The organism is Paraburkholderia mimosarum LMG 23256 = NBRC 106338, assembly GCF_000739815.1.
Classification (GTDB): Bacteria; Pseudomonadota; Gammaproteobacteria; order Burkholderiales; family Burkholderiaceae; genus Paraburkholderia; species Paraburkholderia mimosarum.
In genome coordinates this window covers 1-26,134 of the sequence record NZ_BBJJ01000053.1, presented here as the reverse complement: position 1 = coordinate 26,134, position 26,134 = coordinate 1, and the positions used below count along the sequence as shown (strand labels likewise).

Below are 26,134 nucleotides of genomic sequence, written 5' to 3'. Positions count from 1 at the left end.
GCAACAGCGAAAGCGCACGACGCAGCGGGTTCATGTGCGCGCATCGAAGCGGCGGTCCTGCGGGACGCAGGCTAGAAGAATTACAACCAGCGCGTGTGCAATTGCAATTGCAATTGCAATTGCAATTCTCGCACACGAGGGATGGATTAAAGGAAAAGCAGTGCGAAGCGAGGCGCGCACACATAGGCCATTCAAGGAGCAAAGTATGGGTCTTTCAACGCAAAATCCACGTCCAGACGATTCCTCTAAACCCGGCGACGAAGTCGCCAAGCAACCCGCTCGCGAAAAGCCCGCACGGGGTGCGCCCGGCAGCTTCGATCAACCTGAGCCGCGGCCGGAGTCCATGCCGCGCGAGGGCGGCCCGCACCCGGAACAGACGGCGGAAGTGCCGCTGGGCAGCCACGGGCGCGCAGAGCCGCCGGGCTCGTTCGGGCACAACAGCGCGCCAGTGCGGAGAAAGCGCAGTTAGCGCGTTCGAGGCGAAGCCCACCGCACAGAGACATCTGATAGTCGTGCCGATTTTTCGACACAGCGGGCGTGCATCACGCGACGCGTCTCAAAATGTCGATGCGTGTGAACGCGCTCACGGCGCCAGCATCCACGCGGTGATGCTCTGCACGACGTCGCTTTCCATGCCATTGAAGCCGTGATACGCGAACGCCTCACACGGGTCGCCGTGCGAGGCGCCTCCGGAAACGAGCGTCAGCCTCGTTCTCGGTGATTGCGTGAGCTTTTGCATCAGCGTGTCCGTTTCGGAAACGGGGCAGAACTTGCAGGCGTCGTCCTTGTGATGGACCACGAGCACGGGAATCTTCAGCGCCGCGAGATTCATGCCCGTAACCGGATCGCCGCCCCGGTTGTCGCGCAGGATGGTCGAGCTGAGCACGATGCCGTCCGGTCCGCTGCCGGGGCTTGCGTCGTTCGCGAGCGCAATGGCGATAGCCGCTGCGGACTGCGTGCCGCGGCTCGTGCCCACGAGCCACACCGGCACATGTAGTTGCTCGCGCAACCATGCGATTACGGCGCGTGCGTCCGCGGTGTGCTCGGGCGTGGGGCGAAAACCGTTCAGCCAGGGTGGCGATTGACGGTCGCTCGGCGCGTCGATGACGGCCACGGCAACGCCGTCGTTCACGAACAGCATGCGCGAGCGCACGAGGAAGTTGTTGGCGCCCCAGCCAAAGTTGCCCTGCGGGTCCAGTTGCAGTCCGCCGTGCCCGCCCGCGTAAAGAATGGCGGCCGCCTTTGGCGCCGCAGGCACGATGAAAAGAAACCGTTGCGTGACGCCGGGCCGCGTGGGAATGTCGACGACCCTCGGGGCCGTTTGCGCGTGAACGAGCAGGCTGAAGGCGGCGAGCACGAAGGCCAGCAGCGCGTCGTGCAGCGACCGGGAACGTATCCGTCGGATCACGGCCGCAGCGCGAAACTCAGCGGCCCGCGAGCATGCGGCCGCCGAGCGCGATCAGCACGACGCCCACGGCCGAGTCGAGCGCGGCCTTGCGCCGAACAAGAAACGCACGCACGGCGGGGTGCGAGGCGAGGAGGGCCATCGTGCAATACCAGGCGCACGAAATGAGGACGGCGATCACGACGACGGCCACCTCCAGCCAACGCGGCGCGGCGGCGGGGACCATCAACGCGAAGATGCTGCCGTAGAACGCAATCGCCTTGGGATTCGTCATGCTGACGACATAGCCCATTTTCGCGGCGGCCCAGCCCGATGCGCCCGCTTGCGCCGCAACCTGCATGGGTTCGCGCGCGCTCATGAGCATTCTGGCGCCGAGCCAGATCAGGTAGCTCGCACCCGCAATGCGCAACACCACGCCAATCCAGGCGACATGGGCGACGATCAGGCTCAGCCCTGCCATGGCGATCCATGCCCACGTGCCCGAGGCCGCGGCGAGGCCAAGGCCGGTCGCGAGGCCCGCGCGCCGCGAAGCCACGGCTGTCGAAGTGACGATGACGAAGTTCGGTCCAGGGCTGGCGACGCTCAGCAGCAGGACGCCCGAAAGGGCGAGCAGGACATTGAAATAGTTCACGATGGTGGATCCGCGGCTGGGTGAAGGCGTTAGAGGTCAAGGCGCCAGCGAGGCTCCCATCTTACCCGAGCCCGTTCGAACTGCGCGTGCCGAAGCTCGTCGACGCCCCTCAGCTCGATATCGTGATTGGCGGGCAAGACGCTGGTGCAGTCTCTAGCGGCTGGCGGGCCTCTGTCTATGCGCTCGGGGCATTGCGTGCGAAGGGGCGACTGGATGAAGACGCGAATGAACGTCGCGCTGTTCGCCGAGCGTCGACGTCTCGTCAACAAGCCGTTCCACGATCTGCTCGACAAGCGATGCACGGCGAAGGACTCAGCATGGCGGTAGCCTTCACGGCCGGACGAGCCTGTCAGGGCCTCGGTCGCACGAAGCGCTGCTCAGTGACCTTCGTGCCCCACTGATGTCCTTCGGATTCCTCATCGAAGCGGAAGCCGAATGATTCGTACAGGTGGCGCGCGGCGTCGAGGCCCTTGAACGTCCACAGATAAGTCTCGCCGTAGCGCGCATCGACGAACCGCATGGCGTTCGTCATCAGCTGCCGGCCGATGCCGGTGCCGCGCAACGAATCGTCGACGATGAACCAGCGCAGATGCGCCGCGTCGCAGACCTGGTCGGCGTGGCCGTCGATGGCGAGCGAAGCCAGTACGCGCCCCCGTTCCACGGCGAGCCACAGGGCCTTGCCTTCGGCGGGTAACGCGCCCGCGAATTGCGCCAGTTCCGTTGCCACCTTTTTCTCGAAGAACGCGCCGAAGCCCCAGTTCGCCGCGTAAAAGCGCGCGTGCAGGCTGGCGATGTCACCGATGCAGCCGGGCAGATAGCCCTCGACGATCTGCACGCCCGCCGTTTGCGCGGCCTCGCGGGTCGCGTTGGGGTTGTCGTGCGCGAGCGCGTCGGCGTAGAGCGCCAGCGCGCGCACGAGCGTCTGCTGGTCGGCGGGCACGAGACGCCGCAGCGCATTGGAAACCTGGTCGGTCGCGAAGCGGTCGATCCTCGCGCGCAGCTTCTGGCCCGCGGCGCTCAGGTACAGCTCGGAGGAACGCGCGTCGTCATCCGCTGTCTTGCGTTTGACCAAGCCGGCCGCCTGGAGCCGCGCGACCTGGCGGCTCGTGTTCGACTTGTCGAGCCGCAGGATGTCGCCGAGCGCCTTCGCGTTGATGCCCGGCTGGGCGCCGATCTCGATGATGGCGTGCACGGCGGAGGGGGCGAGATCGCTGTCCGCGAGCGTCGAGCGCATGAAGCCCAGCTCGCGCACAAGCCTGCGGGAGAACTCGCGCAACTCCAGGATCGTCGTTTCGCGGGGTTGTACGGGTATGTCGACATAATCCATGATGCTCTCCGCCTGGCCGCACGCAGGCGCGAACCGCTGATGGTTGCGCTTCGCAACCAATATAGGTGCGGTTGGCGGATTGTGCAAGGGCGGCAAATGCTTAACCCCAGGCCACCCAGGCGCGCAGGCGTCGCTATCGCGGCGTGCTCAATCGATCACTTTGTTGCCCGTTTCCTCGAACATCGAAACGGCAATGAGCGAGATCAGCACGCAGCCGATCATGTACCACGCGGGCGCCATCTTGCTGCCTGTCACGTGGATGAGCCAGCCGGCCACGAGCTGTGCCGTGCCCCCGAACACCGAGACGGAAATCGCATAGGCGCTCGACATGTAACCCGCCCGCAGATGCTTCGGAAAGTTCTCCGGCATCAGCGCGTAAGCGGGCGCCGAGCCCATCGTGTAGCAGAGCATGAGCGCGATGAGCGCGGCGAGCACGACCGGCAGCGACGGAAAATGCGTCATGATCCAGAACGCCGGATAGAGCAGCAGAATCAGTGCGATGCGGCCGATCACTGTGAGCGGCTTGCGACGGCCCATGCGGTCCGACCACGCGCCGTAAATCGGGCACATCACGAGCGAGATCGTGCTCGACGCCACGCCCGCGAGGATCGACATTTTAGGTGGCAGTCCCAGGTATTGGATGCAGTAGGTCGGCATGTAGTACATCATCACGTACGTCGAAACCGACATGCCCATGATCGCGAAGATCGTGAGGAACCAGTTGCGCACGTACAAGCCGCGCTTCGGATCGTTGCGGTCCGCCACGACGCGCTGCGCTGGCCGCTCCTCGCGAATGTGCCGGCGCAGATAGATGCCGACGGGCGCGATCAGCGTGCCGAGCAGGAACGGAACGCGCCAGCCCCAGCTGTGCATCGTCTCGGCGGAAATCAGAAAGCCGAGACTCGCGGCCAGGCCCGAACCGAGCAGCGCTGCCGCGCCCTGGCTCGCGAGCTGCCAGCTTGCACGAAAGCCGCGGCTTGCCTGGCCGCCCATTTCCAGCAGCGTGGCCGTTGCCGCGCCGAACTCGCCGCCTTGCGCGAAGCCCTGCACGAGGCGGGCCACGACGATCAGCACGGGTGCGGCAAGACCGATCTGCGCATAGGTGGGCGCGAGCCCAATGGACGCCGAGCCCACCGCCATCAGCAGGATGGTGAGCGTGAGCGCCGGCTTGCGGCCTGCGCGGTCCGCGTAACGGCCGAGCACGATGCCGCCGAGCGGCCGCATGACGAAGCCCACCGCGAAGACGGCGAAGGCGAGCAGCAGCGACGTGACCTGGCTGTCGGCCGGAAAGAACTGATGGCCGATCGTCAGCGCGAAATAGCTATAGACAGTGAAGTCGAAGAATTCGAGCAGGTTGCCGATGACGGCCGCAAGGACGATCTTGCGCTGCTCGCCGGGTGCGAGCGGGGCGGCTTCGGCCGCTTTGAGAAGCGTTTCGGTCGTGGCGTTCATGCGCGGTCCTTGTCGAGGAAGCGTTCGACGAGACGCGTCCAGAAGGCGGCGCCGATCGTCAGGTTTTCGTCGTTGAAGTCGTAGCGTGCGTTGTGCAGCATCGGCTTGCCTTCGCCATTGCCAAGGCGTACGAAACAACCGGGGCGCTGCTGCAGGTAGTGCGCGAAGTCCTCGCTGCCTGCAATGGGTGGAAACGGCGCGATGACGTGCTCGGGCCCGACCAGCTCCTCGGCCACCTGGCGGGCGAATTCGGTTTCGGCTTCGCTGTTGATGAGCACCGGATAGCCGCGGATGAAGTCGATCTCCACCGTCGCGCCGTAGCTGCGCGCCTGCGCGTCGACGATCGCGCGAATGCGCGCTTCGAGCGTGGCGCGCACCTCGGGCGAGAACGAACGCACGCTCATTTCCAGCACGGCGTCTTCGGGAATCACGTTTGGCGCGTGGCCCGAGCGGAACGCGCCGACGGTCACGACCGCCGCTTCATTGGGATCGACGTTGCGCGACACCACCGACTGCAAGGCCATAACGATGCTGCTGCCCACCAGTACCGGATCGATAGCCAGATGCGGGCGCGCCGCGTGGCCGCCGCGACCGTGAACGCGCAGCTTGACGGTGTCGCACGCGGCCATGAGCGGACCGGCGCGAAAGCCGAACGTGCCGGCAGGCACGCCCGGATGGTTATGCAGCCCGAAAATGGCGTCGCACGGAAAGCGCGCGAACAGGCCGTCGGCGAGCATGCGCTCGGCGCCGCTGTCGGCGCCCGCTTCTTCGGCGGGTTGGAAGATCAGGTGCACGGTGCCGTCGAAATTGCGCGTCTTCGCGAGCTGGCGCGCCGCGCCGAGCAGGACCGTCGTATGGCCGTCGTGGCCGCACGCGTGCATCTTGCCGTCGTGAACGCTCGCGTAGTCGAGGCCGGTCAGCTCCTGGATGGGCAGCGCGTCCATATCGGCGCGCACCCCCACCGTACGCGTGCCCGTGCCCACCTTGAGCGACGCCACGACACCATGCCCGCCTACGTTGCGCGTGACCTCGTAGCCCCAGGCTTCGAGCTTGCCTGCAACGAAACGCGACGTGTTCGCTTCCTCGTATGACAGTTCGGGGTGCTTGTGGATGTGATGGCGAATCTCGTCGAGTTCGGGGCGGGCGTAGGCCAGGTCGGCGACTTCGCAGTAGCGGCGAGGGCTCACGAAGGGGGCTCCTTGTATTTCGAACAGGGTGTGAGGGAAAAGACAAGCGCCGAGTATTGCACCGTCGAAAAACTCGACCCATGACTGAAATGCACTGAAAACGTTGACTATAGGTCAACGTTCGGCGACGGCGCTGCCCCCTTGATGTCCGGACGTCTTGGAGCCACGTTTCGGACGATGCACGGACAGCGATGCCGCGCCACGGACCCAGCGCTTTTCTGATGGTATGCAGCCAACATTGTTCCGAAGAACCGTCGCCGCAAGACCGACAGACGGACTGCGCGAGCGCCGGCGCTAAAGCTTGTCTCGCCCGTCCCGCAAGGCGTTGCGGGCGCTGGCACGGACAATGCGAAAGCCCCGTCGCGCCGACTGAAACATCCACCACACCGGATGGCGGTATCCCCGTTCGTCGAGGCGCGCTTCAGGAGACCGAAATGAATTTGCTTGCCCATATCAAGAATGCGGGCATCGCTCTGCTTGCGGGGGTCGGGCTGTGCCTCTTCGCCTATGAAGTATTCGTGCGCGGACCCGAGACACTCATCGAGCCGATTTACCTGTCGCAGCAATTCAAGGAACGCGGCTACTCGGAAGAGGAACTGCAGCACATATTGGTCGATACGTTCGACGAGTTGCGCGGCGTGGCCAGATCCGTCACGCCAAGGTCTTCGGACAACGTGGTGGCTTCCGGGCTCGAACTCCCGGATATCCCCATCCCTGGGACGGGTTCTTCGGTGCGTCCGCTGGTCGAGTATGCGCGATCCCTGCTGGAAAAAGATGCCTCGGTATCCGCGAGCGTGACGGGGTCGACAGCCGTCTTTTCGGTGATGGTCACGTTGCGCGAATCACACGGCGATGTGCTGTCCTTCGATCTCTCCAGTCCCGGAGTGGCGGTTTCCAGGGGGGAATCCGGTAGCGGACAAGCACGCCATCTTGCAGCGGAAACCAACGCTCTCAGGGACGTGATGCGTAACGCCGCAAAGGAAATCCTGAATCGCCAAAGCCCGCTGACTTACGCGGGCTATCTCACGCAGACGGAGCAGTTGCGATGCATCGAACACGGCCTCGCCTGCGATTTTCGGAAAGTGCGCGAGCTTTATGAACGGATGGCTGCCCGAGAAAGCGATGACAAGCATGGGGTGGCGAACGCGGCATGGGCGCATCTCGCGCTCGCCAAGCTCGATGTGTTCGACCACAACCTGGCGGGCGCAATCCGTCACGCCCGGCAGATTGTGGAGCGCAGCGAGTCAGATCCCAACTGGGTTACCGCCAAGCCATGGGCGTACTACAGCTGGGGCGTGGCGCTCAACGATCTCGGTTGCTACGAAGAGGCCGCCGATGTACTGCAGCAGGCGGTGACGCTCAACCCCCGCTATGCCGCCGGCTACAACGCGCTCGCCCGTTCCTGGCTGGCGCTGGCCACTGCGCAGAGCGACGCCGGGCTGCGGGCCTCCGCTGGAACCTCTGCCTTGCACGACTATCGCAGGGATGCGCTGGATATGCTCCAGCTTGCAATCGAACTGGATCCGGGTTATCAGGAAGCCTATGTGAATCGAGGCGACGCGCTGAGGCTACCGCGTCTCACTCCAAACTATCGGGAAGTTGATTTCCCGAATCGGGGCGACGCGGCTATGCCGGCGCGGCTGACGTCCGCCGATCGTCGTCCCGCATGGCTGGAAGCCTCGGAGGCGAACGACGCCGAAGATGCGCGCAAAGCTTACCGTGATGCGGTCGCCCTGAATCTGGACACGGCGGGGCGCGCGTATGAGCGGCTGGTCGCGATGCACGACACCGCTTTTCTGAGCGTCAAGGAGCGGATTACGAGGCAACAACCTCGCTGCAAAATGGGCATGGTGCGCTCGCTCAGCGAAGCATGGGGATGCAACGATGCGTCGATGGATTCCCCGCCCAGCGGCAAAGGCCGCCTCAAATACACCGCATTCCAGCGTGACGCAAGTCAGCAGGCTGTCTGTCGCGATCCGGATGCGATCCTGCGCGATAGAACGCTCCCGAAGCTCCCCGGCGACAGCCATGCGAAGATCATCGCGGCGCGTGCGGCACCCGCGATCTCGGCGCAGACGACCGGCCAGGCGCCAGTCGAACTGCTGCGCAGGGTGTCGGGGCGTGGTAATCCGGCCGCTGACGCCGACCTGTAAGATCGCGGGAGATTCCAACGAACCGGCTTACCGTGTACCGGCACGCGGTAAGCCCACAATCGGTCTTTTCGCCGGCGGCCTTGACTGACAGGATCAACGGCGAGCCAACAAAAGGGAGCGGTGCAGTGCGGGGAAAGGGAGAGCATGAGGGCGCGCCGCAAGGCGTGATCGAGGACATCGGCGAGCGGCCGCTGCGCTATCTCGCCGAGATCGCCGCGGCCGGAGGCGTGCGCATGGCCGCGGAGGCACTGGGCATCAATGCCTCGGTGATCAGCCGCCAGGTGGCCGCGCTGGAGCGGCGGCTGCGCTTTTCGCTGATCGAACGTCGTGGGCGCAACGTGGTGGTGACCGAGATCGGCCAGCTGCTCGTGGATCACTATCGCGACGGCCAGCGTCGTCAGCGCGATCTGGCGGCGCGGCTGGAAGAGTACCGGCATCTGAAGCGCGGGCGCGTGGCGCTCGGCGTGGGCGAGGGTTTCATCGGCAACCTGGTCGCGCGTGCCCTGCAGCGTTTTTCGATGACGTATCCGGACATTCTCGTCGAGATCCGGTCGGGGCCGACGCCCGTCGTGCTTTCCCTCGTGCGCGACGACATGGTCGATATCGGCCTGTGCACGCGCACCGCAGACGACCCCGCCTTGCGCATTCATCCGTTCGCGTCGCGCCCGCTTTGCGCGCTCACGGCGCCGTCGCACCGTTTTGCGAAGATGCAGAAGGTGCCGCCCGCCGAACTCGCCAGTGAGCGCCTCATTTTCATGACCGAAGCGTTCGGCGTGCAGCACTTCGTGCAGTCGCTGTTCGACGACGCGCGCCTGAACGTGATTCCCGCCTATCGCGTCGATCTCTTCAACACCGCGCAGACGCTCGCGGCCGCCGGGCTCGGCGTGGCGTTCATGTCGTCGATCACGGCGCGCCGCGGCATCGACCTGGGCGAACTGGTGGCCGTGCCGATCGATCATCCGATCGCGGCGGGCTTTTCGAGCCAGATGGTCACGCGCGTGGGCCGCAGGCTTTCCCCAGCCGCCGATCACCTGAGAAAGCAGCTCGCGCAGAGCTTTCTGGAAACGGCCACGAAGTAAGATCGTTGCGCGCGCAGCGAATCAATTGTCCTGCTGATCGTGCGCGGCCTGCGATTCTCCAATCCTCAGGACTGCGTCGCGTTTGGCGAGCAGATGCTGGCGCAAAATTGCGGCGAGCCGCTTGCCGTCGCGCGCGTCGAGCGCCTCCAGCATCTGCGTGTGCTCGCGGATCGCGCGGTCCCACTTGGGCGTCTCGAAGTTCGAGCGAAACCGCAGCGCCTGCAGGCGGCGGTTCACCGCGATATAGGTCTGCCGCAGCGCCGAGTTGCGCGCCGCTTCGTTGATCTTGTCGTGAATCGCCTGATTGCGGCTGTAATAGCCGGCCAGGTCGTTCTGCGCGCGGCAGGCGAGCATGGCGTAATGCAATGCCTTGATCTCGGCGATCTCGGCTTCGGTGATCCGCTCGCAGGCAAGCTCCCCCGAAAACGCTTCGAGCCCGCTCATGAGTTCGAACGTCTCGCGCAGTTCCGCCTCCGACATCCTGGAGACCGATGCGCCGCGGTTGGGCGAAATCTCGATCAGCCCTTCGGACGCGAGCACTTTCAGCGCCTCGCGCAGCGGCGTGCGCGAAATGCCCAAGGTCTCGCACAGTTCGCGTTCGTTGAGCTTGCGGCCGGGCTCCAGGACGCCTTCCACGATGAACCGCCGCAGATGGTCGACGACCGTGTCGTGGAGTTGCTGGCGCGCAATGGGCGGTAGCTCCGGGGCGATTGCCGGGCTCGCGACAGCGGGTTTCAGGTTCGGATTTTGCATACAAAAGGCAATGCCATCGATTTTCACCGAATTTTAGCTGAGGGACAGAACTTCAACGAGGGCGACAGCGCTTGGGGTAAACCACATCGGAATTGTCTGTGTACGCGTTGGCTGATCGGATTATAGTTTTTTGCATGCAAAATTCAAAACAGGAGCGCTTGCATGCCGAAGCTCGATTTCCACCCCGCCGGCCGTCATTTCCTGCAGATCCCCGGGCCGAGCCCCGTGCCCGATCGCATCCTGCGCGCGATGAGCTATCCGACCATCGACCATCGCGGCCCGGAGTTCGGCGCGCTCGGGCTCAAGGTGCTCGAAGGCATCAAGAAGATCTTCAAGACCCAGCAGCCGGTCGTGATCTATCCGGCCTCGGGCACGGGGGCGTGGGAAGCGGCGCTCACCAACACGCTGAGTCCCGGCGACACGGTGCTGATGTACGAAACGGGTCATTTCGCGACGCTGTGGAAGCAGATGGCCGAACGCCTTGGCCTGAAACCGGAATTCCTCGGTCTGCCCGGTATCGAAGGCTGGCGGCGCGGCGTGCAGGCCGACATGATCGAAGCGCGCCTGCGCGAGGACACGCAGCACGCCGTCAAGGCCGTCTGCGTGGTGCATAACGAGACCTCGACGGGCGTGACCTCGGACATCGCCGCGGTGCGCCGCGCGATCGACGCAGCGGGGCATCCGGCGCTGCTGCTCGTGGATACGATCTCGGGTCTCGCGAGCGCGGACTACCGGCACGACGAGTGGGGCGTGGACGTGACCATCTCCGGCTCGCAGAAGGGCCTCATGCTGCCGCCGGGCATCAGCTTCAACGCGGTGTCGGAGAAGGCGCTCGCGGCGAGCGAGGAGGCGAGGCTGCCGCGCAGCTTCTGGGGCTGGGCCGAGATCATCGAGATGAACAAGAGCGGCTACTGGCCGTACACGCCGAACACGAACCTGTTGTACGGCCTTGCCGAGGCGCTCGACATGATCGAGGAAGAAGGCCTCGACAATGTGTTCGCGCGGCATCGACGGCTGGGCGAAGCGTGCCGGCGCGCGGTGCGTGCGTGGGGCCTCGAGATCCAGTGCGCCGACCCCGCCGTGTACAGCCCCGTGCTCACCGGCGTGATGATGCCCGAGGGCGTGGATGCGGATGCGGTGCGCAAGATCATCTACGAGCGCTTCGATCTCTCGCTCGGCACGGGCCTCGGCAAGGTGAAGGGCCGCATGTTCCGCATCGGGCATCTCGGCGACTGCAACGACCTCACGCTGCTCGCGGCGCTGGCCGGCTGCGAGATGGGGCTGCGCATCGCGGGCGTGCCCCTGAAGGACAGCGGCTTGCCTGCCGCCATGGCGTATCTCGCGGCGCAGCCCAACGTGGTGTCGCTGAAAGCCGCCTGAATCGAGGCGTGCTTCCAGGCGTGCTTCCGTGCGTGATTGCGCGCCGCGCCCGGGGCGCGGCACGAAGCGCGAGCGAATGACAGGCGACAGGCAGCTCCCATGCCCGAGGCTCCCAAAGAAGAGCGACGCGGCCGATAGAACCAGACAACGGAGACAGACGATGAAACGGTATCGATTGACGAGCGCGAGCAGCATCGTGCTGATCATGCTCTGCATCATGTACTTCATCACCTACCTCGACCGGGTGAACGTGAGCACGGCGGCGGCGGGCTTCCCAAGGAGTTTCAGCTCTCGCATACGCAGGTGGGGCTGGTCTTTTCGGCGTTTGCGTATCCGTATCTGCTGTTTCAGATCATTGGCGGCTGGGTGAGCGACCGCTTCGGCGCGCGCCGCACGCTGCTCTTTTGCGGCGCGGTGTGGGGCGTGGCGACGGTGCTCACGGGCATGGCGGGCGGCCTCGCCACGCTGCTCGCGGCGCGCCTCTTGCTCGGGTTCGGCGAGGGCGCAACGTTTCCCGCCTCGACCTCGGCGATGTCGCGCTGGGTCGCGAAGGAGCGGCGCGGGTTCGCGCAGGGCGTCACGCATTCGGCGTCGCGCATCGGCAATGCGGTGGCACCCGCGGTGGTCGTGCTCGTGATGGCGCGCTACGGCTGGCGCGAATCGTTCTTCGTATGCGGGGCGTTGAGCCTGCTGTGGGTGGTGGTGTGGGCGTTCACGTTCACCGAGCATCCGAAGGATCACCCGCGCATCACCGAGGCCGAGCTTGCCGTTCTGCCGCCGCCCAAGCCGCGCGCGACGGGCCTGCCGTGGATGGCGCTCTTCAGGCGCATGATTCCGGTGACGATCGTCTACTTCTGCTACGGCTGGACGCTGTGGCTCTTCCTCAGCTGGATTCCGCAGTACTTCCTGCACAACTACCACCTGCAGCTGGGCAAGTCGGCGATCTTTGCCTCGGTGGTGTTCTTCGCGGGCGTGGTGGGCGACACGCTGGGCGGTCTCGTGACCGACTGGCTCTTCAAGCGCACGGGCAACCTCAAGCGCGCGCGCAGCTGGATGGTGTCGGTGTGCATGCTCATTACGCTCATCGTGCTGGTGCCGCTGATGTTCGTGCACGATCCCGTCATTTCGATGGCGTGTCTCGCGGCGGGCTTCTTCTTCGCCGAAATGACGATCGGGCCGATGTGGGCGATTCCCATGGATATCGCACCGCAATTCTCGGGCACGGCGAGCGGCATGATGAACACGGGCTCGGCGCTCGCGGCGATCATCTCGCCGGTGGTCGGCGGCTTTCTGATCGACCGCTTCGGCAACTGGGATCTGCCGTTCGTGGGCAGCATGGTGCTGATGGGGTGCGGTGTGGTCCTTGCGTTGCGCATGCAGCCCGAGAGCCGCTTCGAGCTGGGCGGCAAGCCTGGAGACGCCGCGGTTTCGCATCAGCGAGTGTGAATCCCGATGGAAGACACACGTTCCACCCGCGCGCCAGGCATGCTCGTCAAGCCCATTCATCTCGTTCCATCGAGCGCGGGCCGTGGCTCGCCCCTCGCGCGGCGCCTGCGTGACGCGCTGCGCGGCGACGTGCTCTTCGACGCCGCGAGCCGCGGACGCTACGCAACGGATGCTTCGATCTACCAGATCCTGCCCATCGGCGTGGTGGTGCCGCGCGATCAGGACGACCTGCGCGCGGCGCTGGACGTCGCGCGCGTCGAGCACGCGCCCGTGCTGGCGCGCGGGGCGGGCACGAGCCAGTGCGGGCAGACGGTGGGTGAAGCGCTCGTGATCGACACGTCGAAGTGGCTCAACAACATCGTCGATTTCGACGCCGATGCGCGCACCGTGACCGTCGAGCCGGGCGTCGTGCTCGATCATCTGAATGCGTGGCTCAAGCCGCACGGGCTGTGGTTCCCGGTGGACGTATCGACGGCGGCGCAGTGCACGATCGGCGGCATGGCGGGCAACAACTCGTGCGGCTCGCGCTCGATCGAATACGGCAACATGGTGCACAACGTGCTCGGCATCGACGCGATTCTCGCGGATGGCACCGAAGCGCGCTTCCAATCCCTCAAAAGCCCGCACGAAGGCGCGCGCCTGGCGGCGCTGCTCGAAGGCCTGCAGCGCATCGCCACGCGCGAGCGCGGCGAAATTGCCGAGCGCATGCCGAAGGTGCTGCGCCGCGTGGCCGGCTACAACATCGACCTGTTCGACTGCCAGAACCCGCTCGCCTATACCGACGACGGCGTGGCGAATCTCGCGCATCTGCTCGTGGGATCGGAAGGCACGCTCGCATTCAGCCGCCAGATCACGCTGAAGCTGGCGCCGCTGCCGGCGCATAAGACGCTGGGCGTGGTGAGCTTTCCGACCTTCCGGCAGGCGATGGACGCGGCGCAGCATATCGTCAGGCTCGAGCCGACGGCGGTCGAGCTGGTCGACCGCACGATGATCGAACTCGCGCGGGGCAATCCCGGTTTCAGGCCGGTCATCGAAAAAGCACTGGCGGGCAGGCCCGATGCGATTCTGCTGGTCGAATTCGCCGGTGATGAGCACGATGCGCAGGTTCGCCGGTTGGGCGAACTGACCGCGCTGATGGGCGACCTGGGCCTGCCCGATTCGGTCGTGAAGATGACCGATGCGAACGAGCAGAAGGCGCTGTGGGAGGTGCGCAAGGCGGGCCTGAACATCATGATGAGCATGAAGGGCGACGGCAAGCCGGTTTCGTTCATCGAGGACTGCGCGGTGCCGCTCGAGCATCTCGCCGGGTACACGAGCCGCCTGACCGACATCTTTCACAAGCACGGCACCGAGGGCACCTGGTACGCGCACGCGAGCGTCGGCACGCTGCACGTGCGCCCGATACTCGACATGCGCCGCGACGGCGCCGCGAAAATGCGCGCGATAGCGGAAGAGGCCGCGGAACTCGTTCGCGAGTACAAGGGTGCGTTTTCGGGCGAGCACGGCGATGGCCTGTGCCGCGGCGAATGGATTGCCTGGCAGTACGGACCGAAGCTCAACGCGGCATTTTCCGAGATCAAGCAGCTATTCGACCCCGAGAACCGTTTCAATCCCGACAAGATCGTGCGGCCGCCGAAGATGGACGACACGAAGCTGTTTCGTTTCCCGCCCGGCTATCGCGAACGACAGATGCGCCCGGAACTCGACTGGTCGGCGTGGGACGTGCGGCGCGATCCGTTGTCCGGCGTGCAAACGCCGCCGGGCAGCGGCGACGATGTGACCGGCGGCCTCGCGAAAGCGGTGGAGATGTGCAATAACAACGGACACTGCCGCAAGTTCGACGCAGGCACGATGTGCCCGAGCTACCGCGTGACGAAGGACGAGCAGCACGTGACGCGCGGCCGCGCGAACACGCTGCGGCTCGCGATTTCGGGGCAGCTGGGCGAAGACGGTCTCGCGAGCGCCGACGTGAAAGACGCGCTCGATCTGTGCGTCTCGTGCAAGGGCTGCAAGCGCGACTGCCCGACCGGCGTGGATATGGCCAAGCTCAAGATCGAGGCGCGCGCCGCGTGGAGCGCGAAATACGGCATGACGCTGCGCGAGAAGCTGATTGCGTATTTGCCGCGCTATGCGCGGACCGCCGCGAAGGCAGGCTCGCTCGCGGAGGTGGTTGCGCGTATTCCGCTCGTCACGGCATGGGCGAGGCGAGTTGTCGGCTTCGCGCCGCAACGCTCGCTGCCGCAGTTCCAGCGTTCGTTTCTTTCCGAAGTCTCGGGCGTTGCGGGGGCGAAACGTGACTCGGCGGCGGCAAGCAAAGAAGTGGTGCTGTTCGTCGACACGTTCAACGACAACTTCGAGCCTGAAAATGCACGCGCCGCGCGCCGCGTGCTCGAAGCGGCCGGCTATTTCGTGCATTTCAACGTGCGCGGCGACGAACGCCCGCTATGCTGCGGCCGGACGTTCCTCGCGGCGGGGCGGGTAGCCGAAGCGAAGCGCGAGGCGAGGCGGCTGCTCGATACGCTGATGCCGTTCGTTGAGCGCGGCGTGTCGATCGTCGGCCTCGAACCGTCGTGCCTGCTCTCGATGCGCGACGAGTTCCTGCAATACGGTTACGGCGACGAGGCGCGCAAGCTCTCGGCCGCTGCGTTGCTATTCGAAGAGTTCCTCGTGCGCGAGAAAAGCGCGGGCCGTCTCGACCTGCCGTTGCACCCACTCGATGCGCCGCGCGCCTGGGTGCACGGCCACTGCCACCAGAAGGCCTTCGACGCCTTCCTTCCGGTGCTCACGGTGCTGGGCTGGATTCCGGGCCTCGAAGTCAAGCCGATCGAATCGTCGTGCTGTGGCATGGCGGGGAGCTTCGGCTACGAAGCGGAGCACTACGAGGCCTCTCGGGCGATGGCCGAACTGTCGCTCTTGCCTGCCGTGCGCAAAGCCGGTCGCGCCGATCTCGTGGTGGCGGACGGCACGAGTTGCCGCCACCAGATCCACGACGGGGCGAACACGTCGGCCCTGCATGTGGCGCGCGTGCTGGAAATGGCGCTGCGATAACGCGCTAGTGCGCGAGTGTGCCGGCGCTCTGGCGCGAGCGCACGGCGTCGATGGCGCGCAGCATCTTGCCGAAGAACGCATCCGCGAACGCCGAGTCGAGCCAGCGCACGATCAGCGCGATCCTGCGTTCGGGCTCGATCCACATGAACGAGCTGCCCGCGCCCACGCCGAAATAGCTCGACTCCGGCACGCTCGGGAACACGCGCTGCCCGGTGTTGAGCCAGACCAGCGAGCCATAGAACGGCGCCAGCGCGCATGGCGTTCTCATGCGCGCGATCCATTCGCTCGACAGCACGCGGCGGCCCCGGGCCACGCCGTCGTCGAGCAGCATCTGCGCAACTTTGAGCTGATCGTTCGCGCTCACCGACATGCCGCCGCCCCAATGCGAGCCGCCGGGTACCGACTGCACGCGCCTGCCGCCCATATCGATCCACGCGTCGTCGTAACCGACCCATTGCCAGTTCTCGCTCGCACCGACGGGCCGCATGATCGCTTCGCGAAACACCTCGGGCAGCGAGCGGCCGAACAGATGCAGGAGCGCGAGCGAAAGCTGATTGATGCGCACGTCGTTGTATTCCCAGTACGTGCCGGGCTGCTGCAAGGGGCGCAAATCGCCTTTCTTTCCGTTCGGCGGCTCGCCGAACGTCACGGCCCGATAATGATCGGCCTGGTCGGAAAGGCCGAAGCACGTGCCCTGCCATTCGCTCGTCTGCTGCAGCAGGTGCGTCCACGTGACTGGCGCATTGTGATCGTCGTCGAAGCCGATGCCCGGCACGCGCGAGCGTACCGGCTCATCGGGATCGGGCAGGAGGCCGCGGTCGTGCGCGACACCGGCGAGCAGCGCGAGGTACGTCTTCGCAATGCTGAACGTCAGGTCGGGCCGATCGGGCTCGCCCCACTGCGCGAGCAGGCGGCCCTCCACGGCTACCGCGCCCGACACCGGGCCGCGGTCGTGAATGGGGCCGAGCAGGCGGTTCCAGGGCGGCGGGTCGTTCACGTGCACGCCGAATTTGCCATCGGCATTGCGGTCCCATGCCGATTCGTGATCGACGGAAAACTGAATGGCGTCCTGAACGTCCTGCGGCAAATCGTTTTGCATACGTACGTGTTTCCTTTTTCTTTGCGTCGCGTTGCGGTTCAGCGTGCGCCCAGGCGCGCCCGCGCCCAGATCAGCGTGACGAGACTCACGACTGACGCGAACATGAGCCAGAGCCCCGGCGCGAGATTGTTGCCTGTCGCCGCAATGAGCGACGCGACCGCGAGCGGGGTGAAGCCGCCGAACACGGTGGTGCCGATGTTGTACGCGAGCGCCATGCCCGTCGTGCGCGTGCGCGTAGGGAAGAAGTCGGCCATGAGCGCCGGAATCGCCGCGAAATAGGTGACCTTGAGCACTGCGATCCAGATCACGGCGGCCAGCAGCATGAGCAGCGACGGATGAGCGTTCAAGAGCAGGAACGCGGGATAGACGGTGAGGAAGAACAGCACGCCCGCACCGAACATGAAGCGCGTGCGCCCCACTTTGTCCGACCAGTGGCCGACGATCGGCGTGAGCACGATGGCGATGATGCCGGCAACGAGCGTGGCGATGAAGCCCGACGTGGGTGCGAGGCCGAGCTGGCGGGCGGCGTAGGTCGGTATGTAGAGGAGTACGTATTGCGCCGACGTGGTCAGCACCAGCACGCCGATCGAGGCAAGCACGCGCGCCTTCTGTGTGGCGAGCAGCTCGCGCACGGGCGACTCGGCTTTTTCGACGCGCTCGAATTCGGGCGTTTCGTCGATGCGTTTGCGGATATACAGACCCACCGGACCGATCAGCACACCGAACAGGAACGGAATGCGCCAACCCCAGCCTTCGAGTTGCGGCTGCGTGAGCATGCCCGTGAGCACGGCGCCGAACAGGGAGACGAGCAGCGTGCTCGCGCCCTGACTCGAAAACTGCCAGCTAGACATGAAGCCGCTGCGGTGCGGCGCGTGCTCGACCAGGAAGGCCGTGGAGCTGCCGAACTCGCCGCCCGCCGAAAAGCCTTGCAGAAGACGCGCCGCAAAAATGCCGATGGGCGCCAGTATGCCGATCGTCGCGTACGTGGGCATCAGCGCGACCATGCCGGTGCCGATCGTCATCATCGCGATGGAGAGCATGAGCGACGCCTTGCGGCCCTTGCGGTCGCTGTACGAGCCGAGCACGAGCGCGCCGAACGGCCGCGCGAGGTATGAGAGCGCGAACGTGCCGAGCGTGAGCAGCAGCGACATCGTGGCGTCGTGGACGGGGAAGAAGAGCTTCGAGAGCGTCGACGCGAAATAGCCGTACGCGAGCAGATCGTAGAACTCGAGCGCGTTGCCGATCGAGGTGGCGAGGATCAGGCGCGAAACTTTTTTTCCCGACGACGATTGCGCTGCGGCCTCTTGCCAGGGTTCGCTGCCGTGATGCGCAGGTACGGAATCGATGCTCATGGGCGTAGTCCTCATGCAAGCGTTGTGGGAATCTGCGGTGCGGGATTGGACGCGTCGGCCTCTCTTGCGCCGAGGTCCCAGAAGAGGCCGGCCATGATGCGCAGCCCGTCGCGCACGACCGGCCCGAGCAGATGCTCGTCCGGCGCGTGCTGGGAGCAGCCGGGGTACGAATGCGGCACCCACAGCGTGGGCATGCCGAGCACGTCGGCGAACACGTCGTTGGGCAGCGTGCCACCCAGATTGGGCAGCAGCACGGGCTCTTCTCCCGTGGTCTCGCGCAGCGAGCGCAGCGCCCACTGCACCCAAGGGTTGTCGGGATCGACGCGCGTGGCGGGCGCGCCGCGCTCCACCTCGAGTTCGACCCTGGCGAAGCCGTGCGCATCGAGATGGGCACGCACGATGCGCTCGAGGTTCTGCCAGTCCGTACCCACTACGAAGCGGATCTGCATATACGCGATCGCATGCGGCGGGATCGCATTGACGGGCTTCTCGGGGTTACCCGTGCGAAACGCCAGCACTTCGAGCGTGTTCCAGCCGAACACGCGCTCGGTGGGTGTGAGGCCCGGTTCGCCATAGTCGCGATCGACCTCGGGCTCGCCGGGATTGCCGCCCACGCGGATATCGGCGAGCGCGCGGCGCACGGACTCGGGAATGGGCGGCGGGCGCAGGCCTTCCACGCGTATCGCGCCGTTCGCGTCGACCATCGAGGCGATCGCGCTGGCGAGCACGACGCCCGGATTGCGCAGCAGCCCGCCCCAGTTGCCTGAATGATGGCCGCCTTCGCGCAGCGTCAACTCGAGCTTGAAATTGACGACACCGCGCGAGCCGAGAAAGATCGTGGGCCGATGCGCCGAGAGGCGCGGGCCGTCGGAGGCGATCAGCACGTCGGCGCACAGTTCGTCGCGCAGCTGCGTGCACAGTTCGTGCAGCCCCGGCGAGCCGACTTCCTCGCCCGTTTCGAACAGCAGCTTGAGGTTGAAGCCCAGCTTGCCGCCGCGCGCGTCGAGCACGGCCTTGAGCGCGGCGAGATTGATGCTGTGCTGGCCCTTGTTGTCGGCGGTGCCGCGGCCGTACCAGCGCTCGCCGTCGACGGTGACGTCCCACGGTGTGAGGCCGTCGCGCCATTGCGCGTCGTAGCCGCGCACCACGTCGCCGTGGCCGTAGCTCAGCACCGTAGGCAACGCGTCGTCTTCATGGCGATGGGCGATGAGGAACGGGCCGGCGCCCTGGACAGGATTGCTCACGACGCGGCAGGTGAAGCCCCATTGCGTGAGCAGCGGCGCGAGTTCGTCGTCCAGATAGCCGCGCAGTCTCCCGGCGCTGGCCGGCTCCTGGCTCTCCGTGCGATACGCCACGCGACGGCGCAGGTCGTCGAGGAAACGGCCCGAATCGAATTGGCCGGCGGCGGCTTGAATGGCGAAGTCACGAGTCAACGGCGTAGCTCCTGTCACGGAAACGAATGGAATCGATCCTGCAACCGCCGATATTTCTGCACAATTACAATATTTGCGACCTATCGTTGCCGAAACGGCAAAGCGAACACAACCGCGCCCATCGACATGGACAACACCGCACTGCGCTATTTTCTGGAAGTGGCCCGCAGCGGCTCGCTGAGCAAGGCGTCCGAGCGGCTCTTCGTGGCCGTCTCGGCGCTGAGCCGCCAGATCGCCCGCCTCGAAGAAGAACTGGGCACGCCGCTATTCGAGCGGCGCCCGCGCGGCATGGTGCTGAGCGAGGCGGGGCGCATGCTCGCCGAGCACGCGCGGCGCAGCGTGCTCGAAACGGAGCGTGTAGTCGGCGAGATTCGCGGGTTGACCGAGGGCGGCCGCGCGACGATACGCGTCGCCAGCTCCGAAGGCCTCGCGCCGGAGTTTTTGCCGCACGTGTTCGCGCACTTTCTGAAGACCTATCCGCAAACGCATTTCCAGCTGGATGTGTCGGAACCGTCTGTTGCAACGCAGCGCGTGAGAGAGGGGACGGCCGATATCGCGCTGTGCTTCAGCCTCGCGCCGGAGAAGGAAATTGCCGTGCACTATTCGCAGCGTGCGCCGATTTTCGCGCTCATGCGGCGCGATCATCCGCTGGCGGCGCGCGAGTCGCTATCGTTGCGCGAGCTGCTTCCGTGGCCGGTGGCGATGCACAACCAGGGCGTGACGATCCGGCAGCTCTTCGATATCGCGTGCAGTCTCGAAGGGCTCATCTTCGAACCGGTGTTCGTGAGCAACTATCACGTTGCATTACAAAGGTTCGTACGCCTGACCGATGCGGTTACATTCACCGGTTTTCTGACCGTGCGCGGCCGTCTCGAAGTGGAGGGGCTTGCCGCCGTGCCGCTCACGAACCCGGAACTGCACCAGCGCACGCTGCAGATCCAGACGATGGCGGGCCGCACGCTGCCGCAAGCCATGCAGGCCTTTCTCAGTCTCCTCACGCGTGCAATCGATGACGAAGCGCTTGCTGGCGGCTAAATTCTCAGCAGCCGAGCCTGGTCGCGAGCCTGCGCATGCCCGCGAACACGGCTTCGGCCACGTCCATGGGGAACGTTGCAGGAATCCGTTCCGAGACCGCTTCGATCACGCGAGGCGTGCGGGCCGCCACGTCCGCGAGCATCTGCTCGACGTCCTGCGCGGCGAATCCCACGCGCTGACCTTGCGCGATCCAGTGGCGCGGATAGATCTCCTCGACGCGGTAGTGCCGGTTGCGCCCCCGCACGGCCATCGCGAGACTCACGCGCTGCGGCGCGATATGGTTGCGGCCGCGGCCGATGATGGGGTGGGCGGATAACACGTCGTAGAGCGGCGTGGCCGCGTACTCGCTGCCGGGCAGCAGCGCGATGCTGTAGTTCTTCGCGTGGCCGTCCGTTGCCGCGAGCAGCCAGAAAACGATCTGCGTGACGAAGAAGTGGCGGCGGTCTGCCGCGGCCTGCGCGGAGCCGTCGAGCACTTGCATGATCGCGTCGATGCCGGGGCCGCCGTCGGCTTCGTATTTGGCGAGCCCGGACGTGCCCGTGGCCTGGCAGAGGTCCTCCTGCGGCAGGCGCACGATCCATTTGCCGTCGCGGGAAAGGCGCCGGTCGAAGCGCTCCACGACTAGCGTTTTCACTTCCTCGAACTGCGCGATCTCGCACGGCGCGACAGGCAAACCGTAGGCGGCGATGATCTGCGTGCACAGCCATTCGTTTTCCACCGAGGTGCGCATGTCGGCGCGCATGTTGCCGACGAGACCGAGCGGCAGCTTCAGGATGTGCGTGGTCGGCGTGCTCCCTTCGGGAAGCAGCCACTGTCCGCCATGACGCAACAGCGCGGTCTTTTCCTGCGCCCCGGCAATCGAGAGGCGCAGGCTGTCCACGGTTTCGCGCTCTCCGGCGTGCGGTGCGGCCGTGGTTTCGCGCAGCAGTTGCGCGATCTCCGCTTCGCTCAGCGCGCGTCCCTTGATGGCCCGCAGGCCGGTGGGCGCTTCTCCTGCGGGAAGGATCTGCAGCGCGCCCACGCAGTCGCGGCCGAGCGCGGCGAGCAGTTCGAAAGGCGAGGTGCCGCCGGTCTGGTAGCGCGCGGCGATGCGTCTGCGGATGCGGTCGCTGTCGGGCAGCAGATTGTCGAAGTAGTCCGTCACGAGCGGGCCGCGGTACGGCAGGTTGCCGGGCGTGAACGGCAGCGAAAGCGAAAGCGGGCGGCCTTGCTCGTCGTCGATCCAGCTGTCGAGGTACGTGAGGCGTTCGTTGCCGCGCGCACTCTCCCAGTAGCCCACGGGCAGGCCGTTCATCCACAGATCGAGCTGGTTGGGCAGGCGGGGGCGTGTGCTCACCAGTCTTCCCTCGGTTTGCGTCGTGCGGCGGGCCGGCGCGCCGGTTCGCCGGCTGCCGGCGTGGTGCGGGCACGCTTGCGGGTGGGCGCGGGCTTGGCCGTACTGGACATCCTGGTGGCGGCTGGGGGGCTGGGCGGCCGGCGCGCCGGTTTCGCGGCGACAGGCGACGCTTCTTCATCGGCCGCGCCGAGCCTGATCTCGACATCGACGAGCCGCAAGACCCGGAACAGCCGCTCTACGCTTGCGGTCTCGGGATTCGCCTCGAACGCGGCATAGCTTTGCTGCGAGATGCCTAGTCGCTGGGCCACGGCGGCTTGGGTGAGGCCGGCCTTCTTGCGGAAGCCGACGAGGATCGGGCGTAGCTGGCCAAGGGTCTTGAGAGGGTAGTCCACGGAAACTCCGGGCGGCAAAAAAACGCCGAGGCGAGCGCCGGGGGCGCGGCGTAGTCGAATACAGTTTATACGTTGTAAAGACGAAATACAAACCATAGCCTGTAATCGCAGGATACAGAACACGCGCTGTATCGCGTGGCAGCCCGGTGTCAAGCCGATGGTGATCAATCCGGTAAGAGTGCAACTAACTGCCTGTCGCAACTCCCCCATTCCTTCGCCGCTTCGCGGCCAACTTCATTCATCAGGCCATTGGGAACGCGCAGCCAGGCGCGCAAGGAGACACACGATGTCACCATCGCTTAGGCGCCCAGCCCCCGCTGGCGCAGGGCACGCGCATGCCACGCCTGGGTGCGGCGAAGCACATCGCGCACTTGCGGGTTTCGTCAAAAGGTAAGATCATCATACAACTTTTGACGGAGCGGTCCGCCGCCATCCCATAGAACGAAGGAGACGACGATGGAAATCGTGGTGACCGGCGCCGCCGGTTTTCTGGGCCAACGCCTGATTCGGACACTGCTCGCGCGCGGCGAGCTGACCGGCCCCGATGGCCGTGCGCAACGCATCGCGAAGATTCGCGCATTCGACGTGGTCGCGCTCGAAGGTATCGACGACGCGCGCGTCGAAGTACTCACCGGCGACATCAGCGACACCAGTCAGATCGAAGCCCTGATCGGCCCTCGCACGGCCAGCGTGTTCCATCTCGCGGCAATCGTGTCGGGCCAGGCCGAGCAGGAATTCGACCTGGGCATGACGATCAACTTCGACGCCACGCGCGCGCTCTTCGAGCGCATTCGCGCGCTGCAAACGCGTGCGCGTTTCGTGATGACGAGTTCGGTCGCCGTGTTCGGCGGCGATCTGCCGCCGACGGTCGAAGACACGCACGTCTGGTCGCCCAGGAGTTCCTATGGCACGCAGAAGGCGCTCTCGGACCTGCTGCTCGCCGACTACAGCCGGCGCGGCTTTCTCGACGGACGCAGCCTGCGCATGCCTACCGTCGTGGTGCGCCCTGGCAAGCCCAACCGCGCCGCGTCGAGCTTCGCGAGCGGCATCATCCGCGAGCCGATCAACGGCATGGATGCGGTGTGCCCTGTCGCGCCCGATACGCTGCTCTGGCTCATGTCGCCGGACCGGGCCGTGGAAAACCTCGTGCATGGTCACGAGTTGCCCGCCGAACGCCTGAGCGAAGGGCGCGTCATCAATATGCCGGGGCTTTCGGTGACCGTGAGCGAAATGCTCGATTCGCTGCGCCGCATCGCAGGCGACGCCGTGGCGGGGCGCGTGCGCTTCGAGCGCGACCCTGCCATCGAGAAGATCGTCAACTCCTGGCCCGGCAACTTCTCGGCGACGTATGCGCGCTCGCTCGGCTTCGTTTTCGATGCGAACTTCGGCGATGTCGTGCGCGCATTTATCGAACGCGACGCTGCCGTTCGCTGAGCTTCATGTCACGTCATGACGCCGACCACGCGCCGCTAACCGTACACGGTTAGCGGTCGTTCGAGCTAACGCATCAAGCCACGCGAATGACCACCTTCCCGAAGTGCTTGCCGGCCTCGAGCCACGCATAAGCCTCGGGAGCTTCATCGAAGCCGAACACGCGATCCACCACGGGGCGGATCTGTTGCGCCGCCACCAGCCGCGTAACGTCCTCCAGCATCGCGCGGCTGCCGACCATGATGCCGTGCAGCCGCTTCATGCCGCCGATCACGGACAGCAGCCCAAGCTCCGGCCCTGCGAAACTCGTCACGCCGCCGATGATGGAAACGAGCCCGCCCATCTTCGTAGCGGCGACCGAGCGCGGCAACGTATCGCGTCCGCCCACCTCCACGACGATATCCGCGCCTTCGCCGCCGGTCAGACGCAGCACTTCGTCCTGCCACTCGGGGTGCGAACGATAGTTGATCGTCTCGCTCGCGCCCAGCGCGCGGGCGCGTTCGAGTTTCGCATCGCTCGACGAAGTGATGATGGTTCGCAGTCCGGCCGCGTGGGCGAGTTGCAGTGCCCAGATCGATACGCCGCCGGTGCCGAGCAGCGCCACCGTCGCGCCGGGCAGCGCGTGGCCATCGGCGAAGATCGCGTTCCAGGCCGTGACGCCGGCGCACGAAATCGTCGCGGCTTCCTCGTAGCTCAGGTGCGCCGGAATCGCGACGAGCGAGCTTTCCGTGGCGACGAAACGCTCGGCGAGCACGCCGTCGAATTGCGCGCCCGCCGACTCGCGCACTTTGGACGGCGCGGGAGCGCCGTCCGCCCAGTGCGGGAAGTACGTGTTGATCACGCGGTCGCCCGGCTTGAAGCGCGTGACGGCCGCGCCGACTTCGACCACTTCACCCGCGCCGTCGGCGACCGGCACGAGCGGGGCATCGCCGAGACCGAGGTAATCGCCGCGCGCGAACATCAGGTCGCGATAGTTGAGCGAAGCCGCGTGAATCTTCACGACCACGTCGTGCGCGCCGGGCGTGCGCGGCGTGAAGTCCGTGCGCGCGAGTGCGCCATAGCCGCTCCCGGCCTTCAGTTTCCATGCCTTCATTGACTGCTCCAGTACGAGTGGGAGCCCTTATGGTAGTGTTGCTTGCAAGGCGACATTGGTGAGATTGTGGATGACAACTGTCGCTGCTACGGATACAAAAAGGAAGTGAGGAAATGAGCGATCGCTTGAGCGGCGTAGCCGAATTCGTGGACGTGGTGGATGCGGGCAGTTTCTCGGCAGCCGGCGAGCGCCTGGGCGTGACGCGCTCGGCGGTCGCGAAGATCGTGGCGCGGCTCGAGCAGCGTCTGGGCGTGCGCCTGCTGCAGCGAACCACGCGCAGCCTGAGTCTCACCGACGAAGGCCATGCCTACTACGAACAGTGCCGTCGCGTGCTGGGCGAGCTGGGCGCCGTGGAAGCCGCGTTCGAACACGGCCGGCGTGAGCCGTCGGGACGCCTGCGCATCACCGCGCCGGTGCTGTTCGGGCGCCAGTGCGTGGCGCCCGTGGTGCGGCGGCTCGTGGAGCAGCACCCGCGCCTGAACGTCGAACTGTCGTTCAGCGACCGCGTGGCCGATCTCGTCGAAGACGGCTTTGATCTGGCCGTGCGCATCGGCGCGCTGCCCGATCACGGCACGCTCGTCGCGCGCCGGCTCGGCGTGCAGCACATGGGCATTTGCGCTTCGCCTGCGTATCTCGCGCGCCACGGCAAGCCCGCGGACGTCGCGGTGCTCGCCACGCACACCGGTATCGCGTATGGCCGAGCCGGTCAGAATGCGGTCTGGCGCGTGCGCGGCCCGGGCGGCGACGTGCAGGAGTGCCGGCTCGCGTCGCGGCTGTGCTTCGACGACCTGCTGGCGATTGCCGACGCGGCCGCCGGCGGCGCCGGTCTCGCGTGGTTGCCGTGCTGGCTCATGGGCCCGTATTTGCGCGACGGCCGCCTCGAACTCGTGATGGACAGCAACACCGTGCTGGGCGACGAAGTCCACGTCGTGCGGCAGAAGGCGCGGCACATGCCTTCGAAGGTACGCGTGGCCGTGGATGCACTCGTTGCCGACGTCTCGCGCATGCTTGGCGCCGATCCGGAGCAAGCGCAACTCCACGAAAGCTGAGGAGATGCGGCCGGGTTTTGCACGGCGCCCGGAAAAATCAAAAAGCCCACATG

19 protein-coding genes and 1 pseudogene are annotated in these 26,134 nt (G+C 65.8%); 8 read left to right on the top strand and 12 right to left on the bottom strand.

Annotated features, from left to right (window positions below):
* Window positions 1–583: 583 nt before the first annotated feature.
* The 5 genes from BMI01S_RS27350 to BMI01S_RS27330 all read right to left on the bottom strand — a co-directional run bounded on the left by BMI01S_RS27350 (window position 584) and on the right by BMI01S_RS27330 (window position 6,002).
* A complete protein-coding gene (locus BMI01S_RS27350) occupies window positions 584–1,408 on the bottom strand; it encodes an alpha/beta hydrolase family protein (RefSeq protein ID WP_306303739.1) in 825 nt (274 codons plus the stop codon).
* Window positions 1,409–1,424: 16 nt separating this feature from the next.
* Window positions 1,425–2,036: a LysE family translocator gene (locus BMI01S_RS27345; RefSeq protein ID WP_028232159.1), complete on the bottom strand. Its 612-nt coding sequence runs from the start codon at window positions 2,034–2,036 to the stop codon at window positions 1,425–1,427.
* Window positions 2,037–2,385: 349 nt separating this feature from the next.
* Window positions 2,386–3,363, bottom strand: a complete 978-nt coding sequence (locus tag BMI01S_RS27340; RefSeq protein WP_028232158.1) for a bifunctional helix-turn-helix transcriptional regulator/GNAT family N-acetyltransferase — start codon at window positions 3,361–3,363, stop codon at window positions 2,386–2,388.
* Window positions 3,364–3,510: 147 nt separating this feature from the next.
* Window positions 3,511–4,815 carry an MFS transporter gene (locus BMI01S_RS27335; protein WP_028232157.1) on the bottom strand — a complete coding sequence of 435 codons (1,305 nt, stop codon included), beginning with the start codon at window positions 4,813–4,815 and terminating at the stop codon, window positions 3,511–3,513.
* On the bottom strand, window positions 4,812–6,002 hold the full coding sequence (locus BMI01S_RS27330) for a M20 aminoacylase family protein (RefSeq protein ID WP_028232156.1): 1,191 nt from the start codon (window positions 6,000–6,002) through the stop codon (window positions 4,812–4,814). Before BMI01S_RS27330 ends, BMI01S_RS27335 begins: the two co-directional genes overlap by 4 nt.
* 434 nt (window positions 6,003–6,436) lie before the next feature.
* Between BMI01S_RS27330 and BMI01S_RS27325 the strand changes: the two genes are divergently transcribed.
* A complete protein-coding gene (locus BMI01S_RS27325) occupies window positions 6,437–8,155 on the top strand; it encodes a tetratricopeptide repeat protein (RefSeq protein ID WP_051381510.1) in 1,719 nt (572 codons plus the stop codon).
* A gap of 125 nt (window positions 8,156–8,280) precedes the next feature.
* On the top strand, window positions 8,281–9,234 hold the full coding sequence (locus BMI01S_RS27320; RefSeq protein WP_244145343.1) for a LysR family transcriptional regulator: 954 nt from the start codon (window positions 8,281–8,283) through the stop codon (window positions 9,232–9,234).
* 21 nt (window positions 9,235–9,255) lie between these two features.
* Here the strand turns inward: BMI01S_RS27320 and BMI01S_RS27315 are convergent, their stop codons facing one another.
* On the bottom strand, window positions 9,256–9,987 hold the full coding sequence (locus BMI01S_RS27315; protein ID WP_036046223.1) for a GntR family transcriptional regulator: 732 nt from the start codon (window positions 9,985–9,987) through the stop codon (window positions 9,256–9,258).
* A 162-nt stretch (window positions 9,988–10,149) separates the two neighbouring features.
* On the opposite strand from BMI01S_RS27315, the gene BMI01S_RS27310 reads away from it, so the two are divergent.
* The 3 genes and pseudogenes from BMI01S_RS27310 to BMI01S_RS27300 all read left to right on the top strand — a co-directional run bounded on the left by BMI01S_RS27310 (window position 10,150) and on the right by BMI01S_RS27300 (window position 15,861).
* Window positions 10,150–11,367 carry a pyridoxal-phosphate-dependent aminotransferase family protein gene (locus BMI01S_RS27310; RefSeq protein WP_028232152.1) on the top strand — a complete coding sequence of 406 codons (1,218 nt, stop codon included), beginning with the start codon at window positions 10,150–10,152 and terminating at the stop codon, window positions 11,365–11,367.
* A gap of 160 nt (window positions 11,368–11,527) precedes the next feature.
* Window positions 11,528–12,813 (top strand): annotated as a pseudogene (locus tag BMI01S_RS27305) (MFS transporter).
* Between the two features lie 6 nt (window positions 12,814–12,819).
* Window positions 12,820–15,861, top strand: coding sequence for an FAD-binding and (Fe-S)-binding domain-containing protein (locus BMI01S_RS27300; RefSeq protein ID WP_036046221.1), 3,042 nt, complete (start codon window positions 12,820–12,822; stop codon window positions 15,859–15,861).
* Window positions 15,862–15,865: 4 nt separating this feature from the next.
* On the opposite strand, the gene BMI01S_RS27295 is transcribed toward BMI01S_RS27300, so the two are convergent.
* The 3 genes from BMI01S_RS27295 to BMI01S_RS27285 are packed head-to-tail and all read right to left on the bottom strand — an operon-like array spanning window position 15,866 to window position 19,745.
* Entirely contained in the window at window positions 15,866–16,960 is a 1,095-nt protein-coding gene (locus BMI01S_RS27295; RefSeq protein ID WP_028232150.1) for a serine hydrolase domain-containing protein, read from the bottom strand.
* 38 nt (window positions 16,961–16,998) lie between these two features.
* Window positions 16,999–18,312 (bottom strand): MFS transporter, encoded by a 1,314-nt coding sequence (locus BMI01S_RS27290; protein WP_028232149.1) that lies wholly within the window; start codon window positions 18,310–18,312, stop codon window positions 16,999–17,001.
* Between the two features lie 11 nt (window positions 18,313–18,323).
* Entirely contained in the window at window positions 18,324–19,745 is a 1,422-nt protein-coding gene (locus BMI01S_RS27285) for a M20 family metallopeptidase (protein WP_028232148.1), read from the bottom strand.
* Window positions 19,746–19,871: 126 nt separating this feature from the next.
* On the opposite strand from BMI01S_RS27285, the gene BMI01S_RS27280 reads away from it, so the two are divergent.
* The gene (locus BMI01S_RS27280) at window positions 19,872–20,780 is read left to right on the top strand and encodes a LysR family transcriptional regulator (RefSeq protein ID WP_028232147.1); all 909 of its coding nucleotides are present in this window, start codon (window positions 19,872–19,874) and stop codon (window positions 20,778–20,780) included.
* Between the two features lie 4 nt (window positions 20,781–20,784).
* On the opposite strand, the gene BMI01S_RS27275 is transcribed toward BMI01S_RS27280, so the two are convergent.
* Window positions 20,785–22,074 carry a type II toxin-antitoxin system HipA family toxin gene (locus BMI01S_RS27275; protein WP_042291162.1) on the bottom strand — a complete coding sequence of 430 codons (1,290 nt, stop codon included), beginning with the start codon at window positions 22,072–22,074 and terminating at the stop codon, window positions 20,785–20,787.
* Between the two features lie 38 nt (window positions 22,075–22,112).
* A complete protein-coding gene (locus tag BMI01S_RS27270) occupies window positions 22,113–22,508 on the bottom strand; it encodes a helix-turn-helix transcriptional regulator (RefSeq protein ID WP_028213461.1) in 396 nt (131 codons plus the stop codon).
* A 456-nt stretch (window positions 22,509–22,964) separates the two neighbouring features.
* Between BMI01S_RS27270 and denD the strand changes: the two genes are divergently transcribed.
* On the top strand, window positions 22,965–23,942 hold the full coding sequence (gene denD, locus BMI01S_RS27265; RefSeq protein WP_028232146.1) for a D-erythronate dehydrogenase: 978 nt from the start codon (window positions 22,965–22,967) through the stop codon (window positions 23,940–23,942).
* Between the two features lie 73 nt (window positions 23,943–24,015).
* On the opposite strand, the gene BMI01S_RS27260 is transcribed toward denD, so the two are convergent.
* Window positions 24,016–25,032, bottom strand: coding sequence for a zinc-dependent alcohol dehydrogenase family protein (locus tag BMI01S_RS27260; protein ID WP_028232145.1), 1,017 nt, complete (start codon window positions 25,030–25,032; stop codon window positions 24,016–24,018).
* A 113-nt stretch (window positions 25,033–25,145) separates the two neighbouring features.
* Between BMI01S_RS27260 and BMI01S_RS27255 the strand changes: the two genes are divergently transcribed.
* Window positions 25,146–26,081: a LysR family transcriptional regulator gene (locus BMI01S_RS27255; RefSeq protein ID WP_028232144.1), complete on the top strand. Its 936-nt coding sequence runs from the start codon at window positions 25,146–25,148 to the stop codon at window positions 26,079–26,081.
* Window positions 26,082–26,134: the final 53 nt, after the last annotated feature.

What these genes read in the sequence shown, in the direction of transcription:
- BMI01S_RS27340 (WP_028232158.1), bottom strand. Translation starts at nt 3,363, where the DNA reads ATGGATTATGTCGACATACCCGTACAACCCCGCGAAACGACGATCCTG.
- BMI01S_RS27335 (WP_028232157.1), bottom strand. Translation starts at nt 4,815, where the DNA reads ATGAACGCCACGACCGAAACGCTTCTCAAAGCGGCCGAAGCCGCCCCG.
- BMI01S_RS27325 (WP_051381510.1), top strand. Translation starts at nt 6,437, where the DNA reads ATGAATTTGCTTGCCCATATCAAGAATGCGGGCATCGCTCTGCTTGCG.
- BMI01S_RS27315 (WP_036046223.1), bottom strand. Translation starts at nt 9,987, where the DNA reads ATGCAAAATCCGAACCTGAAACCCGCTGTCGCGAGCCCGGCAATCGCC.
- BMI01S_RS27310 (WP_028232152.1), top strand. Translation starts at nt 10,150, where the DNA reads ATGCCGAAGCTCGATTTCCACCCCGCCGGCCGTCATTTCCTGCAGATC.
- BMI01S_RS27300 (WP_036046221.1), top strand. Translation starts at nt 12,820, where the DNA reads ATGGAAGACACACGTTCCACCCGCGCGCCAGGCATGCTCGTCAAGCCC.
- BMI01S_RS27295 (WP_028232150.1), bottom strand. Translation starts at nt 16,960, where the DNA reads ATGCAAAACGATTTGCCGCAGGACGTTCAGGACGCCATTCAGTTTTCC.
- BMI01S_RS27290 (WP_028232149.1), bottom strand. Translation starts at nt 18,312, where the DNA reads ATGAGCATCGATTCCGTACCTGCGCATCACGGCAGCGAACCCTGGCAA.
- BMI01S_RS27280 (WP_028232147.1), top strand. Translation starts at nt 19,872, where the DNA reads ATGGACAACACCGCACTGCGCTATTTTCTGGAAGTGGCCCGCAGCGGC.
- BMI01S_RS27275 (WP_042291162.1), bottom strand. Translation starts at nt 22,074, where the DNA reads ATGAACGGCCTGCCCGTGGGCTACTGGGAGAGTGCGCGCGGCAACGAA.
- denD (WP_028232146.1), top strand. Translation starts at nt 22,965, where the DNA reads ATGGAAATCGTGGTGACCGGCGCCGCCGGTTTTCTGGGCCAACGCCTG.
- BMI01S_RS27260 (WP_028232145.1), bottom strand. Translation starts at nt 25,032, where the DNA reads ATGAAGGCATGGAAACTGAAGGCCGGGAGCGGCTATGGCGCACTCGCG.
- BMI01S_RS27255 (WP_028232144.1), top strand. Translation starts at nt 25,146, where the DNA reads ATGAGCGATCGCTTGAGCGGCGTAGCCGAATTCGTGGACGTGGTGGAT.